Origin of the sequence: Neobacillus niacini, from assembly GCF_030817595.1 — a bacterium.
GTDB lineage: Bacteria > Bacillota > Bacilli > Bacillales > Cytobacillaceae > Neobacillus > Neobacillus niacini_G.
The window spans coordinates 2890318-2906475 of the sequence record NZ_JAUSZN010000001.1 but is presented as its reverse complement, the minus strand read 5'-3'; the positions used below and the strand labels follow the sequence as shown (position 1 = coordinate 2906475).

The window sequence follows — 16158 nt, the reverse complement described above, 5'->3', positions numbered from 1 at the left end:
CTGTTATAAATACACGTCTTCTCTCATTTGTTTATTCTTACTTTTAAACAATTCAATTAAACTACTAAAAAAAGCCATGGACCTTTGGAATACTGGACTTTGGATAAATGTATAGAGGAAGGTGGCTATAAATACGGGTCCTCCTAATATAAAACCAATAATTAAAACACAACTTTCAACAAGGATACGTGCTTGGCTTACCGATAATTTCGTCTTATTTGAAATGTAAAGCATAAAACCATCTCGTGGTCCGGCACCAAGACCTGCCGCAACATACATTCCCCCGCCAATACCAGCAATGACAATGGCACAAAACAGTATAAGATAATCTACCCATGAATGAGTTGGCTCGGGTAATATATCTATCCATAAAAAAAAGTCCATAATCGGTCCAATTAAAAGGGCATTTAGGAAAGTTCCAATTTTAATATACTTTCTTGCTGTAAAATAAGAGATGCTAACCAATAGTAACCCGCAAATTACTCCCCAAGTACCAATAGTAAGTCCGAAATGTTCATATAAAGCGACATTTAAAACCTCCCAGGGATGTAAACCAACATGCTTAACCTTTACGGCAATGGCATTACCTAAACCAAAGAAGGTCAATCCCAATAAAAAAATTACATACCGAATTACTTTCACCTGCACGTTACCTCCATTTTTATTAACTGTCAATTATCCTAAATCTTAAAAGAAGTCGATTCGATAATCAATCCTTTTTAGAATATTGGAGTAGAAAGAATTTTATAAATAGATAAAATTTGTTAAAATGAATCAATAAAATCGGTTAATTACATAATTGAGGGGATAAATCTATGAATCTCGTTGCTTCTAAAAAAGTTCAAAAACTAACGGCAAGTATATTTCAAGAGGTTGCTGATCTAAAACGGCAAGCAATAAACAGGGGGCTTGATGTTATTGATTTAAGTGTGGGAAGCCCTGATTTACCGCCTCCTGCTTTTGTAGTGGAAGAACTAGTGAAATATGCGAGTAACACAGCAAATTACGGATACACCCTGAAGGGAATACCAGAATTTCATGAGGCTGTTTCTTTCTTTTATAAGCAGCGGTATGCTGTAGACATTGATCCAGAAAAAGAAGTGCTCCAATTAATGGGGTCACAGGATGGCCTTGCGCATTTAGCAACAGCGATTATTAACCCAGGGGATTATGTATTAGTACCGGACCCAGGTTATCCTATTTACGAAGCGAGTGTTACCATTGCGGGCGGTGTTCTGTACCCTTTTGCCTTATTAGCAGAAAATAACTTTTTACCTATTCTAGATGATATTCCGCTCCATATCTTGGAAAATACCAAAATGATGATCCTTAGTTATCCTGGTAATCCTGTAACAGCGCTGGCGGATAGGTGCTTTTTTGAAAAGGTAATTGATTTTGCAAAACATCACAATATTTTAGTTGTTCATGATTTCGCCTACTCAGAATTAATCTATGACAACCATCCACAAATAAGTTTCATGTCTGTTCCAGGTGCGAAGGAGGTTGGTATTGAATTTAATTCTTTATCAAAAACATTTAATTTAGCAGGCTGCCGGATTGGATACGTTGTCGGCAATGAACAGGCATTAAACATCCTGGGAACCTTTAAATCACAAATTGATTACGGGGTATTTTATCCTATTCAAAAAGCAGCTGCTGCTGCACTTACATTGGATTACACGCTACTAAAGGAGCAGGTAGAGGAGTACGAGTTTCGCAGAGATATCCTTATGGCTGGACTGGAAAAAAGTGGCTGGCAGCTGGCTAAGTCACCCGCAACGATGTTTCTTTGGGCAAAAATCCCTGATGGATGGACATCAAGACAGTTTGCCTTTGAATTAATCAATCACGCTGGAGTAGCGGTGATCCCAGGTGACGCATTCGGAAAACAAGGCGAAGGCTACGTTCGAATTGCATTAGTACAGCCAGCGGAGAGACTCTCAGAAGCAGCAGCAAGGATTCATCAATTCCTAGTCGAATATGCACGCTAAAACAACGGCAATTTCAATCTTCTATATAGACACTATAAATCATATAAATAAAAAAAGACCTTCAGCATTGAAGGTCTTTTACATTTGAGATGAAAGAGGGATACCATATGCCTAGTGAAAAACAACAAATAGAAGTAGCTATCCCGATAAACGTGATTTGGGACTTCATCAGGGATGCAAATAATTGGGCACCACTCGTGCCTGGTTATATACAGCATGAGCAAATTAATGACAGCATAATAACATGGGAATTTAAAAGTGACCTAGGTATAATGAAGAAAAAAGTATGCTTAGTTATTGATATTAAAGAGTGGAATGAACCAACGAGGATAAGCTTTGAATTAAGGCGAACCAATGAAAAATATATTGGTGAGGGTTATTTTGAAGCACATGCAGTTAATCAGAAGAAAACATTGCTGACTGGATTTCTAGAAATTAATGCTAGTGGGGCATTAGGTTCATTGGCTAATACACTTTTTAAAAATGCAATTCCAAAATCAACGGAAGAAGTGGCAGCAGCCATCTCCTCTAAACTAGAAGAATTTAACAAAAGGTAATGGTGAAATCTAACAATCCGGAAAAAAATTCGGATTGTTTTTTTTTAATAATTAAAAAATTTTTTAACATGCGACCAAAAATTATGTTATATTAATAAATAAAAAATTTAGTTAATTTACTAGTACAGGGAGGGTGAAAGGATGAGTACAGAATTAAAGGTGAATGACAGCAGTCTTCCACTTCGCCGCGATGTAAAATTACTAGGCCAAATTCTAGGAGAGATTCTAGTCAGCCATGGCGGAACTGAACTATTCGATAAAGTGGAAAAAATTCGTCTAATGTGTAAAACACTTAGAACTCATTTTGATAACGAAATTTATTCCGAATTAAAGGATGAAATTGCAAACCTGAAGAGCCCAATGAGAAAGCAGGTTATCCGTGCATTTTCAATGTATTTTCATTTGATAAATATCGCTGAACAAAATCACCGTATTCGCAGGAGAAGGCAATATCAACTTGAAGATGATTCAATTGTTCAGCCGGATTCTATCGAAAGTGCGATACTCTCTTTAAAAGAGAACAATATTAATGAGGATATGATTCAAGAGGTATTAAACAAACTATCTCTAGAGCTGGTTATTACTGCACATCCTACAGAAGCGGCGAAGCGTTCAATCTTAGAAATACAACAACGAATTGCTGTAATCTTGAAGAAACTCGATTATCCTTTATTAACAAAAAGAGAGCGAAGCAAGCTTGAAGAGAGTCTGTTTAATGAAGTAACGATTCTTTGGCAGACAGATGAACTTCGCCATAATAAGCCAACTGTACTAGATGAGGTTCGGAACGGGCTGTATTATTTTGATCAGACCTTATTTGAAGTCCTTCCAGAAATCCATCGTGAAGTAGAGATTTGTCTAGAAAAGAATTACTCCGCGAAACAATGGGATGTCCCTAATTTTCTTAGATTTGGATCATGGATAGGCGGAGACCGGGATGGTAATCCAAATGTTACTCCGGAAATAACGTGGGAGACATTACATAAGCAGCGAAAGCTTGTCTTAAAGAAATATAAAAAAGTTTTAGTCGATCTCATGAAACGTTACAGTCATTCCACTTCCCGGGTGGAAGTCAGTGATGAATTAGTCCAATCCTTAGAGGTGGAAGAAAACAAGTATCTGACCGATGATAAGAAATGGCCAGTTGAAGGGGAAGTATACCGCCGTAAATTTGCTATTATCATTGAACGCTTGAAACAAGTAGGTAAATCAGATTTAGGTTATCTTTCTGCTGAAGAATTATTAGAAGATTTATATGTAGTGAAAAGAAGTTTAAATAACCATCATCCTGCAGCACATGAATTAAAAACAATCCAAAAGCTAATCCGTCAAGTACAACTCTTCGGTTTTCATTTAGCAACACTTGATATTCGTAATCATAGTGGTGAGCATGAGGCAGCTATTACTGAGATTTTACGTAAAGTGCAAATTTCGGGTAATTATGCTGAGCTTTCAGAAGATGAAAAGGTCAAAATACTAGAAAGCATCTTAATGGACCCACGTCCGCTTCTACTATTAAACGAAGATTATTCACCAGAAACACAGCAAATGATTCAGGTGTTTCAGATGATTAGCAATGCCCATAAAGTATTTGGAAAACGTTCCATTTCTGTTTATCTTGTAAGTATGACAAAGTCGGCAAGTGACTTACTTGAAGTGTTAGTTTTGGCAAAAGAGGCTGGAATTTATAGACTCCATGCAGATGGAACGGTAGAAAGTCAATTAAATGTGGCACCACTATTAGAAACGATTGATGATTTGACGGCAGGACCTAAAATTATGGAAACTTTGTTCCAAATGCCTGTATATCGAAACCACTTGAAAGTTATGAATGACCAGCAGGAAATTATGCTTGGATATTCAGACGGCAGTAAAGACGGCGGGACGTTAACGGCAAACTGGAAGCTTTATAAAGCTCAGCTTGAAATTCATGAGATGGCAAGCAAGTACCATATTGGATTAAAGTTTTTCCATGGTCGAGGCGGTTCACTTGGGCGCGGAGGCGGTCCGTTAAACAAAAGTTTATTGTCTCAACCGGCCGAAACCATTGGTGATGGAGTGAAAATTACTGAGCAGGGTGAAGTTTTATCTTCCCGTTATCTGCTTGAAGACATTGCTTATAGGAGTTTAGAACAGGCAACTTCAACTCTCATGCTCGCAACAGCTCATGTATCAAAAGAGGCAGAGCCTGGTAATTTGAGGGATGAAGGTTGGGAGTCGGCAATTGAACAGATTTCTAGCGCAGCACTTAAAAAGTATCAGTCGCTCGTTTTTGGAGATACAGACTTTTTAACCTACTTTAATGAAGCAACCCCATTAAGAGAACTTGGTGACTTAAACATCGGTTCAAGACCAATGAGTAGAAAAAATCGTGGCCGCTTCGAGGATTTAAGAGCTATTCCATGGGTTTTTGCTTGGACACAAAGCAGGCAGCTCCTTCCAGCTTGGTATGCAGCAGGAACTGGATTAGAAAGTTATGCTCAAAAAAGTGAACAAAATTTACAACAATTACAGCAAATGTATGAAAATTGGCCATTTTTCCGATCCACCATTGATAATCTTCAAATGGCATTGATGAAAGCAGATATCACAACTGCAAAAGAATATTTATCATTGGTGGAAGATCAGAAAATTGCTGAGCGAATTTTCTCGAATATCCTTGAAGAATATGAAAGAACGAAAGCGATTCTACTCAAAATTACAGGGGATAATGAACTACTGGATAATACCCCAAACATTAAAGACTCAGTCTATCGTCGAAATCCTTATGTTGATCCTTTAAACTTCCTACAGGTAGAATTAATTAAGGAATTAAGAAACCAAGACGAACCATCAGACGAACTATTAACCGAGGTACTACTAACTATTAGTGGAATCTCAGCAGGTTTACGTAATACTGGTTGATCAGTGAAAAACGCTCCTCTCCCTTAACCGTGAGGAGCGTTTTTTTATTAGAGTGTGAAACTAGTTTTGAACATTCTGTGAAATATTAAAAAATGAATGAATATTCATTCGTGTTTTAGCGTATTTCAACAAATTCCGCATTATCCAACATGATATATTTTAGCCAGAAAAGTTTAAACGAATTGTTGGAAAAACATCCGTGCTAGAATGTTTAATTTGGAGGGATAGTTATGGCAGTGGAAGAGAAAGTTGTACATGAAAAACAAAAAATAGTGGAGATGATTGATATTCTGGCTAGAAATGCCGCTAGGGTGTTAGCTGAATTTCGCTGCTACAAACAGGAAATGGTCGACGAAATCGTTAAGCAAATGGCCTATACAGCACTCAATCATCACAAGGACTTGGCAAAGTTAGCTGTGGAAGAAACAAGAAGGGGTGTTTATGAAGATAAAGTGTTCAAAAATATGTTTGCGACCGAGTTTATCTACAACAACATAAGAGATCTAAAGACAGTGGGAGTCATAAGTGAAAACGAGCATGAAGGTATGGTAGAGATTGCCGAGCCGGTGGGAGTCATAGCTGGGGTTATACCTATTACAAATCCAACATCCACCGTTATCTTTAAATCATTGATATCGCTAAAAACAAGGAATCCGATTATCTTTGCCTTTGCGAAATATGCTCAAAGGTGCTGTGTCGAAACAGCAAAACTTCTTAGGGAGGCAGCGATTAATGCTGGGGCACCTGAGAATTGTATACAATGGATTGAGATTCCTTCTCATGAAGCTTTTCAACTATTAATGAAACATCCAAAGATTTCACTTATTCTAGCTACCGGGGGGCCAAATCTGGTAAAGGCAGCCTATAGTTCTGGAAAACCAGCACTAGGTGTTGGGGCGGGTAATGTCCCTTGTTATATTGAAAAGAGTGCGAATATTAAACGTGCAGTAAACGACATCATTCTATCTAAAACCTTTGACAACGGCATGATTTGTGCTTCTGAACAGGCACTTATTATCGATAATGAGATCTATGAAGAAGTAAAAAGGGAAATGATCGAAAATCATTGTTATTTTTTAAATAATGAAGAAAAACGATTGATTGAAAAGGCTGTAATTGATGAAAAAAGTGCTTCCTTAAATCCGATGGTTGTCGGATTACCTGCTCATATAATTGCAAAAATGGCAGGTGTAAATGTCCCTATAAATACGAAAATATTAATTGCTGAATTAAAAGGAGTAGGTCCAAAATTCCCTCTATCCTGTGAAAAATTGAGCCCAATACTAGCTTGCTATAAGGTAAATAGTTTTGCAGAAGGGCTGATGATTGCCGAAGAAACACTTGAGTACGGGGGACTTGGACACTCTGCTGCCATTCATACTGCTGACCAAAATGTCATTGATACCTTTGCCCTTCGGTTGAAGGCAGGCAGAATTATGGTTAATACACCATCGACTCATGGTGCGATTGGAGATATCTATAACACTTCTTTACCGTCCTTAACGATTGGGTGCGGAACATATGGAGGGAACTCAGTGTCTCAGAATGTAGGAGCAGCTAATCTTATTAATATTAAGAAGGTTGCAAAAAGGAGAAACATGACACAGTGGTTTAAAGTTCCATCACAAGTATTTTTTGAGAGAAACTCGATTCAGGTGCTTGCCGGTATCCCTGGAATCTCAAAAGTGTTTATTGTAACAAGTCCAAGCCAAATGAAAAATGGCTCAATTGAAAAAGTGCTTTATCAATTGAAAAAACATCCTGGTAATATTCAATATGAAGTTTTATATGATATTGTACCTGAACCAGACATCGATACTGTAAAGCATGGTGCAGAATGGATGCGGAGATTCGAGCCTGACTGTCTAATTGCACTTGGGGGTGGATCCGTAATCGATGCAGCAAAAGCAATGTGGCTATTCTATGAACATCCTGACGCTGATTTTAATAGCTTAAAGCAAAAATTCTTTGATCCTAGTAAAAGAGTGGTTAAATTCCCTGCACTTCGTGGCAAGGCAATCTTTGTCGCAATTCCTACCACATCAGGAACAGGTTCTGAAGTAACTTCCTTTTCAGTGATTTCTGATAAAAAGTCAAATATTAAATATCCGCTGGCTGACTTTCAATTAACACCAGATTTGGCGATTGTCGATCCACAGTTTGTCATGACGGTCCCTAAGCATGTAACAGCAGATACGGGAATGGATGTTTTAACACATGCGATAGAATCATATGTTTCAGTGTTAGCCAATGATTTTACAGATGGATTAGCATTAAAAGCAATCCAGTTAGTATTTGAGTATTTACCTAGGGCATACCGAGACGGTAATGATGAACTTGCAAGGGAAAAAATGCACAATGCCTCAACGATTGCAGGAATGGCCTTTGCTAATTAGTTTTTAGGAATAAATCATAGCTTAGCACATGCACTAGGTGCTGAATTTAATATTGCGCATGGTCGTGCGAATGCCATTTTATTACCTCACGTCATTCGTTATAATGCAGCAAAGCCAAATAAATTTATGACATACCCTAAATATGAACACTTTATTGCTGATCAGCGCTATGCCGAGATTGCTAGAATGTTAGGACTAGCGGCTGAAACAACTGTACTAGGTGTAGAGAGTTTAATACAAGCAATCACAAATCTAATGAAGGAATTAGATTTGCCATTGAGCATTCAAGAAACAGGGATAAGTCAAATTGAATTTGAAAGAAAAATAAATATCCTGGCGGAACACGCCTTTGACGATCAAGATACAATTGCAAATCCAAAACAGCTGCTTGTAACGGAACTTGCGACTATCTACCGACATGCCTATAAAGGGTAAGTAGCTGTAGATCCGAACATTCTGTGAACAAGAATTAATATATCGACAAAAACCAACAATCTTCTCAATATATCTGACCTCTATCAAGTAAAAGACATTGTAAATAAAAGGAAGAAAATTAAAAATGTAGAAATTTGTCGATTTGGCAACGTTTACAAAAAACTTTTTAAAAACAATAATTTAAGTGGATAAAAACTTGATAGGAAATTGGAGGAGATTGTATGGTTTATTCACAAAAGCCATGGTTAAAGTTTTATGATCCAAGAATTAGCAAGGATGTTACAGTAGGCTATGATTCTTTATACGATCTTTTAAAGCAGGCTGCTATTATCCACGGTGACAAACCAGCTCTTACTTTCTATGAAAGATCTTGGAGTTACAAAGAAACAAGAGCAATTTCGGAATTTCTTGCTGCGTCGCTGTACCGGACAGGTTTTCAAAAGGGAGATAGACTTGGGATCATGCTGCCTAACTGCCCACATTATATTTTTAGCTTATTTGCTGTTTTCCGATTGGGAGGTATTGCGGTTCAAGTCAATCCAATGTATGTAGAAAGGGAAATTGAATATGCCCTAAATGATTCTGAAGCAGGCTATATGGTAGTTTTTGAAGCATTTTATAAAAAGGTAAAACAAGTTCAACCGAGAACCTCTTTGAAAAAAATAATCGTTGTGGGATTTAGTGGAAGTAAGATTAAACTTGAAGAAGGTGATTTTTATTTCGATGATTTTCTTACACACGATAACGTAATCCCTGAAATCCCAATTAATATCGAAGAAGATGTGGCTATATTGCAATATACAGGTGGAACCACTGGTGTTTCTAAAGGCGTCATGCTCACCCACCAGAACCTGCTGGCTAACATTATTCAAGTTTGTGATTTTACATATAATGCAGTGGATGAAAAACCAGAAAATTTTAAGATTATCAGTGTCCTCCCAATGTTTCACGTCTATGGATTGTCATGTAATGCACTTTCAGCTATCCGTATTGGGTGCAATCAATTAATTCTCCCACGATTTGATGTGAATGAATTACTTGAGCTGATTAACCGCGAGAAACCATTTCAATTTACTGCAGTCCCTCCCATGATATTTGCATTAAACAGTCACCCGCAATTGGAAGATAGCTCAATTAAAGATATTTACTACCTAAGCAGCGGGGGAGCTCCACTGCCAGTGGAACAGGTTAAAGCTTTTGAAAAACGTGTAGGCATTAGACTTGCAGATGGCTACGGACTTTCAGAAACTGCACCGTCTGCTATTTCTACACCACCATTTCTTCCACGTAAACTAGGTAGTGTAGGCATTCCTTTGCCAGGGACGGAAGCTAGAATTGTAAAGGAGACAGAAGACGGATATGTAAATGTTCCTGTTGGAGAAGCAGGTGAATTAATTCTTCGCGGACCTCAAGTTATGAAGGGCTACTGGAAGCGTCCTAGTGAAACACAAATGGTCATAAGAGACGGATGGCTCTTTACAGGAGATATCGCCAAAATGGATGAGGATGGTTATTTCTATATCTTAGACCGAAAAAAGGATATGATTATTGCGAGCGGATACAATGTTTACCCTCGCGAAATCGAAGAAGTTATCTATCAGCATGAGGCAGTCGAAGAGGCCATTGTTGTTGGAAAACCAGATTCCTATAGAGGAGAAACAGTGAAGGCTTTTGTAAAATTAAAAATTGGTGCCGCTATTTCACCAGAGCAATTAATAGAATATTCAAGGCAATTTTTAGCTCCTTATAAAGTGCCAAAAGAGATTGAGATTCTTTCCGAACTCCCCAAATCATCTGTCGGAAAGCTGTTAAGGAGAATGCTGAGACAAGATGAAGAACAAGAGGTTCATTCTTAAGAAATCCGCTACTACTTATACTTCATAGAACTCATCGAGAATCCCTTCTAAGAACACATACGATATTTTCTCCAAAAGTAAATTACCAGTTGAAAGCCTAAATGATTAAAAAGGAGGAATCAAATCAAATGACTGAAAAAAAAGAAGAATTACTAAAAACAACTAAAAAGAGGCGAGATGCTGTGGAAAATATTCCAGTTGAAAAAGAAACAACAGAAGTAGAACAACCTGAAGGTACAGACTCAAAGGATTCAAGCTTGGATATTCTTTGGAAGAATACGATTAGCGAGTTAGACCAGTGGGCAAAGCATGCAGATTTCCGTGATGATGTATTTTTGAAAGAAGCCATGTGTTTTGCCGAAAGTATTAAACGAAACCAGGAAAATATTAAATCTGTCAGGGGACAGTTCAATAAAGAATTCGTAAATTGGGAGAGAACAGCAAGAGAGGAATTTTTAATGTCCACCACAGTCCTTCAGCATATCTTTCCAAAAAAATCGTATGAAGATATTAATGAGCAAATTGACCAAATCCAAAAAAGAACTGCCTCCGTTTTAAGCACACCATTGCAAATGGTTGTAAATAATCAAATGATGGATCAATATTTTGACATGATTGAACGATATATTGCTGTTCGGAAGCAAGGAAGGAAGCAATATATTAACACATTAAAACAAGCGGCAAGCCTTATCTATGAGAGCCAAAAAGGATTTGTTGGCCTTTTCACCGGTCAATTAAAATCGTTCATGTTTCCTTTAAATAAATATATGGAAAAAGCGGAAGATGTCACAAAATCATAACTCGCGAGGATGATGACGAATGTCAAAAGATAAAATGTATGATCCATATCAAGGCTTTAAACAAATTAGTGAGATGTGGGCAGGTATTGTGAATATCCCAACCAAAAAGGATGTCGCGAATGTTGTTAATTTATCGATTCAAGCAGAGGGAAAGATCGATATATTAGAGGAACAGATGTTAAAAATACAGGAAAACCTTGGTGCATTAAATAAAGATGACCTAGTATTATTTCAAGCAATGGTTAAGATGGTTAAACAAATACAGGTTGAGTTCCAAAAAACTGCCCACGAAGTAACGGAATTGAAGAGAATGAAGAATGATTTCCAAGAATTATGGAAAGACCTTGTCGATATAAAAATTATTCAAGTTAACCTTCGCGATGTAAGACAAGAGCTTGAGGAAATAAAAGAAGCACAGAAGAAAATAATGAAAATGAATAATCTTAATGAGCAGAAGACCATATACTCCGATTTAGAGGAAGTTAAACTTAAATTAAATCAATTAGCAGAAATTAAAAATGAAATCGCTCCCATAAAGGGGCTAGTGGTTAAAGATAGCTCAAAAGGAAAGACGAAAGAAAAGGAATTGGTTACAACTGTATAAGTGATAACATCTAATAAGGGGGAAGGACCCCAGTCCTTCCCCCTTATATAAAATCAAGCAGCAGCCTTATGCCGGTTTAAGAATTTTCTAAGCAGAAGATTAAACCGGCTTGTGGCCTCTAATTTAGCTAAATGGCCAGAGTTTCTCATAATGATAAATTCTGAATGTGGTATGAGCTTGTGCATACAGTATTGAATCCATACCGGTAAAACGGAGTCATACTGACATCCAATGATAAGAGTTGGAACTGTAATCGTTGGTAACAAAGAAATATTATTTACTTGGAAACAAGCTTTTAAGGATTTTAAGAAGATGTCTCGCTTCGGCTGGAAATAGCGTTTGAAATGATTCATATTTTCTTCTGACCAAGAATATAGGCTCATATGAGCAGCTGTTTCTTTTAATGATTCATCTGTTGCTGCAATACCCAGTCTCACTTTCTTAAATTTGAGTAACGGCTTTCTGAGTGTCTTAGGGAAAAAATGGAATGTGCTAATCAACATGAGAGAACGAACTAGATGGGGGGCTTGACGATAAATTTCTTGGGCAACTGCTCCGCCCATTGATAAGCCTAAAATATGAGCGTTTTCAATTTTTAACTCGTTTAATAAGGCGATAACGTCTGCTGCGAAATTTGGAACAGATATCCCTTCCGTTTTGGTACATTCACCATGACCGCGTAAATCAGGAATTATTAATTCGTACTGATCAGCTAATTCAAATTGTGCTTGCCATCCTTCCTTAACTTCGCCTAAACCATGGATAAGAACTAAGTGTTCCCCATTGCCAAAATGTAAATAAGGCATCCCCAGCCTACTAACTTTCGATTTTTCCAATTCGACACCACCTTTATTATTTTATTACTATATTCCCAAGTTAAGAAAATTGTAAACGTGATGTTACAGCATATAATAACATGTATTGGCAGAGTTGACAAAATATTACTCATAGGTGTAAAATACATATAGGTGAGGTGATATAGAAATGGTAAATCAAGACAATCAGTCTGTCAATCCTTCAAAAAACTTTGTTCTGCCATTTATTCTATTGCTTCTTAGCAGAATGTCTCTTCACGGATATGAGCTAAGCCAGAAATTACAAGGATTTGGTTTTAAAACGATTGACCAAGGTAATCTGTACCGACTGTTAAGACAGCTCGAAAAGGAAGAACTAGTATCATCTGAGTGGGATACAAATGGCAGTGGTCCTGCCAAAAGAAGATATTCCATTACTAAAGCTGGTATTACATACTTAAAAGGCTATGCCAATCAACTAGAATCGTACCAATCGATGCTAGACCAATTCTTCAAAATGTATTCAAGTTTCCTTGAGCTCTATATTCCTTCATTTCAAAAGAGGGATCCGATAGAGAAAGTAAACAGTAAAAAGAGGAGGAAAGACGATGGCACAGAAAAAGAGTGAAAATGTTCAAGCAGTTGAAGAAAAGATGATTCCTGCAGCAGAAGAACCTAATAAAGAAGGTTTATTTGTAGATACACTCTGGAATCAGTATGAGCAAGCACTTGAGCGGGCAAGACAGCTACGTGAAAACCGTGAGGATGCTTATGTCAATGCGCTAAAAGAAGTTATCAAGTTTAACAAACAATACAGAAACTCACTAGCTAATCTATTTGAACAAACGAAAAAAACGAACAAAGATGTCGTTTCCGGCTTCATGCAGCAAATGAATGCACGCAGGGAACAACTTATAAAGGACGAAGAAAGAATCGAAGCAGAAATGATGAATGAAAAAGAGGAGCTTAAGGAGCAGCTTAAAGAGGTATCTCATCAATTAGAAAACCTTGCACTTACTCCAATCAAATCTGTTTTCCACATTATAGACCAGTTAGAGGATAATTTTGAAAAGAGCACAGAAGCCAACGTCGCTTATGGCCGTGAACGCCGAAATGCTTGGCAGCAAGTTACAAACGAGTATGTTAAAATGGCTAGAAATACACATAATGAAATTATAAATCGCGGAAAAAATAGCGTCAAAGAACTTTTAAAAGCAAGGTAAAGAACGATTTCAAAAAAATACGCAGACCAATCCATCTGATTGGCCTGCTTTTTCTTGTTAATCAATGAACAAAAATATATATTAATATCTGAAACATAAATTTAATATTACGATTATTAATTTGACAACATTTCGTGCTATACTTCTACTTGCAATAGACTAGGATAAAAGTGGTTAAAAAGGATTACTTTTGCTAAGTTAATAAACTGTTAAATCTTTAAGTTACATAGAAGGAACCAATAACTATTGCTATTTGCGATGAAGGAAGCAGGGGAATAAAGTTGAAAAAGAAGATTATGGCATTTTGTACAATAATCATGTTCGGAAGTCCAACTGTATTACTTCAAGTAGAAGCCGAAGAAAATAATAACCAGCAAATAATTGATGAGCAGCGTTCAAACATCCAATTAGAAATATTAAAAGGCAATGTTGAACTTAACCGAGTAAAAGAAGAAATTGAAAAAATTAATGAACAAATCAAGCGAGTAGAGCAAGCAATAAATGATAATAATCAAATCATTCTCGAAACTGAGAACAAAATAAGCTCTTCACAATTAGAGATACAGAAACTAGAAGCAGAGATTGTAACACTAAATGAAAAAGTAAGTAAGCGTAATGAAATCTTAAAAAAACGCGCACTTACTTTTCAAGAAAATGGAGGCAAGGTAAACTATCTAGATGTTTTACTTGGTTCCACAAGTTTTAAAGACTTTGTCGATCGGGTGGGTGCCGTTGCCTCATTTGTCGAGGCAGACCAAAATATAATTAACCAACATGAGGCTGATAAAGAGGAGATTAGAAAGAAGCAAGCCCAAGTAAAAGATAAATTAATAGATCTTCAGAGTATGAAAGTGGAATTAGAAGGAATGCAATCACAAATATTAGAACAAAAGCAACACATTGAATGGTTAAGAACAGAGGCAAAGAAGAAAGAGCAAGTTACACTATCGGAGCAGGCAGGATTAATGCAACAGGATTCTGCACTTGAAGCTATGTATGATTTAACTGATTTTGACACAAATGAAATACTGAATGATTCTTTGCTGTTAACGAATGAAACTGTTAAAAGCCTAATTTCTAATGGATTAAAGTATGTAGGGAATTCGGTTTATGTCTTTGGCGGCGGTCGAAATGAATATGATATAGCAGCTGGGAGATTTGATTGTTCAGCTTTTGTCAGTTGGGCGTTTTCTCAGGTTGAAATCAAAATAGGTGCAAGTACAGAAGTTTTAAAAAATACAGGAAAACCTGTTGATGTGGATGAAATGCAGCCGGGAGACCTCGTGTTTTTTGATACATATAAAAAAGATGGTCATGTCGGCATTTACCTAGGTGCTGGAAAATTCCTGGGATCACAAAGTTCAACAGGTGTGGCAATAGCTGATATGACAAATGGTTATTGGTTAGAGAAGTTCAATGGGCGTGTCAATCGCATTATTTCACAATAGGGAGGCGAGGCTGCATTAGCCTCGCTCTTATAATGTGTAAAAAAAACATTTGCTAAAGGTATTGGAAATTGAGTACAATTAAAAGGTTATTCCATATCCTTGTATCTAAAACAGTAGAAGATTAAGTTAGGAGTAGTTAAGTAAATGGAGTTATTATTGATTATTAAAGCAATTATTTTAGGTTTAGTAGAAGGGGTGACTGAATTTGCCCCAGTATCTTCGACTGGGCATATGATCATCGTGGATGATATGTGGCTTCAATCAGAAGAATTTTTAGGGAAATATGGAGCGAATACTTTTAAAGTAGTGATCCAGCTTGGTTCGATTTTAGCTGTTGTCGTGACATTCAAAGACCGAATTATTGACCTATTAGGAATGGGTCGAATAAAAAGTAAGCTATCCGGACAAGGTGGCAGCCGTTTAAAATTATCTCAAGTATTTGTTGGATTAATACCAGCTGGAATTTTTGGGGTACTACTTGAAGACTATATAGATGAGTATTTATTTTCGACTCAGACTGTTTTAATAGGTTTAGTGATTGGTGCTATTTTCATGATAATTGCAGATCGTTTTGGTCCAAAAACACCGAAAATCCAAACGGTTGACCAAATTACGTATAAACAAGCTCTAACGATTGGTCTCATTCAATGTTTATCATTGTGGCCAGGTTTTTCTCGTTCTGGTTCGACTATATCAGGCGGGGTACTATTAGGTTTGAGTCATAGAGCGGCTGCTGATTTTACGTTTATTATGGCAGTACCTATTATGGCCGGTGCCAGCTTTCTCTCCTTACTGAAAAATTGGCAGTATATGACGATGGACGCACTTCCATTTTTTATTGCTGGATTCATTAGTGCCTTTGTATTTGCTTTAATCTCGATCCGCTTTTTCTTAAAGTTAATCGATAAAATTAAACTCGTCCCCTTTGCTCTATATAGAATCCTATTAGCGTTAATTATTTTTCTGGTTTACTTTTAATTTTATGAAGCAGCACCACATTAGCGTCTGCCTGTTTATTAAAACCAACAACGACAAGTTGTTGGTTTTTTTGTTGGATAAAAGCGGTCTATTTTCTGAACATAAGTGATGTTAAGGGCCATATCCCAATGATATAAGGATATGGTTTTTGAATTTCTACACACTTGTCCAC

Annotated in this window: 12 protein-coding genes and 1 pseudogene; 11 read left to right on the top strand and 2 right to left on the bottom strand. The window is 37.0% G+C overall.

All coding sequences use genetic code 11. From position 1 onward, the window contains the following. Nucleotides 1-3: 3 nt before the first annotated feature. Nucleotides 4-648: a YczE/YyaS/YitT family protein gene (locus QFZ31_RS13840; RefSeq protein WP_307303611.1), complete on the bottom strand. Its 645-nt coding sequence runs from the start codon at nt 646-648 to the stop codon at nt 4-6. 167 nt (nt 649-815) lie between these two features. On the opposite strand from QFZ31_RS13840, the gene QFZ31_RS13835 reads away from it, so the two are divergent. The 7 genes and pseudogenes from QFZ31_RS13835 to QFZ31_RS13805 all read left to right on the top strand — a co-directional run bounded on the left by QFZ31_RS13835 (nt 816) and on the right by QFZ31_RS13805 (nt 11543). Then, on the top strand, nt 816-1991 hold the full coding sequence (locus QFZ31_RS13835; protein ID WP_307303610.1) for an LL-diaminopimelate aminotransferase: 1176 nt from the start codon (nt 816-818) through the stop codon (nt 1989-1991). Between the two features lie 107 nt (nt 1992-2098). Further along, nucleotides 2099-2548 carry a CoxG family protein gene (locus QFZ31_RS13830; RefSeq protein WP_307303608.1) on the top strand — a complete coding sequence of 150 codons (450 nt, stop codon included), beginning with the start codon at nt 2099-2101 and terminating at the stop codon, nt 2546-2548. 141 nt (nt 2549-2689) lie between these two features. Next, nucleotides 2690-5452 carry a phosphoenolpyruvate carboxylase gene (gene ppc / locus QFZ31_RS13825; RefSeq protein WP_307303606.1) on the top strand — a complete coding sequence of 921 codons (2763 nt, stop codon included), beginning with the start codon at nt 2690-2692 and terminating at the stop codon, nt 5450-5452. A gap of 230 nt (nt 5453-5682) precedes the next feature. Then, a pseudogene (gene adhE, locus QFZ31_RS13820) lies at nt 5683-8283 on the top strand (bifunctional acetaldehyde-CoA/alcohol dehydrogenase). A gap of 221 nt (nt 8284-8504) precedes the next feature. Beyond that, on the top strand, nt 8505-10139 hold the full coding sequence (locus QFZ31_RS13815) for a long-chain-fatty-acid--CoA ligase (protein WP_307303604.1): 1635 nt from the start codon (nt 8505-8507) through the stop codon (nt 10137-10139). A 128-nt stretch (nt 10140-10267) separates the two neighbouring features. Further along, entirely contained in the window at nt 10268-10939 is a 672-nt protein-coding gene (locus tag QFZ31_RS13810) for a hypothetical protein (protein WP_307303602.1), read from the top strand. Between the two features lie 19 nt (nt 10940-10958). Continuing rightward, nucleotides 10959-11543, top strand: coding sequence for a hypothetical protein (locus QFZ31_RS13805; RefSeq protein ID WP_307303600.1), 585 nt, complete (start codon nt 10959-10961; stop codon nt 11541-11543). 53 nt (nt 11544-11596) lie between these two features. Here the strand turns inward: QFZ31_RS13805 and QFZ31_RS13800 are convergent, their stop codons facing one another. Continuing rightward, nucleotides 11597-12379, bottom strand: a complete 783-nt coding sequence (locus QFZ31_RS13800) for an alpha/beta fold hydrolase (RefSeq protein WP_307303598.1) — start codon at nt 12377-12379, stop codon at nt 11597-11599. 148 nt (nt 12380-12527) lie between these two features. Here QFZ31_RS13800 and phaQ point away from each other — a divergent pair, with 148 nt between their 5' ends. The 4 genes from phaQ to QFZ31_RS13780 all read left to right on the top strand — a co-directional run bounded on the left by phaQ (nt 12528) and on the right by QFZ31_RS13780 (nt 15986). Next, nucleotides 12528-12965: a poly-beta-hydroxybutyrate-responsive repressor gene (gene phaQ, locus QFZ31_RS13795; protein ID WP_179598122.1), complete on the top strand. Its 438-nt coding sequence runs from the start codon at nt 12528-12530 to the stop codon at nt 12963-12965. After that, on the top strand, nt 12946-13560 hold the full coding sequence (locus QFZ31_RS13790) for a hypothetical protein (RefSeq protein WP_307303594.1): 615 nt from the start codon (nt 12946-12948) through the stop codon (nt 13558-13560). The genes phaQ and QFZ31_RS13790 overlap by 20 nt, the downstream gene beginning before the upstream one ends. 281 nt (nt 13561-13841) lie before the next feature. Next, entirely contained in the window at nt 13842-15008 is a 1167-nt protein-coding gene (locus QFZ31_RS13785; protein WP_307303593.1) for an NlpC/P60 family protein, read from the top strand. A 144-nt stretch (nt 15009-15152) separates the two neighbouring features. Next, entirely contained in the window at nt 15153-15986 is an 834-nt protein-coding gene (locus tag QFZ31_RS13780) for an undecaprenyl-diphosphate phosphatase (RefSeq protein ID WP_307303590.1), read from the top strand. The last annotated feature ends 172 nt before the right edge of the window (nt 15987-16158 follow it).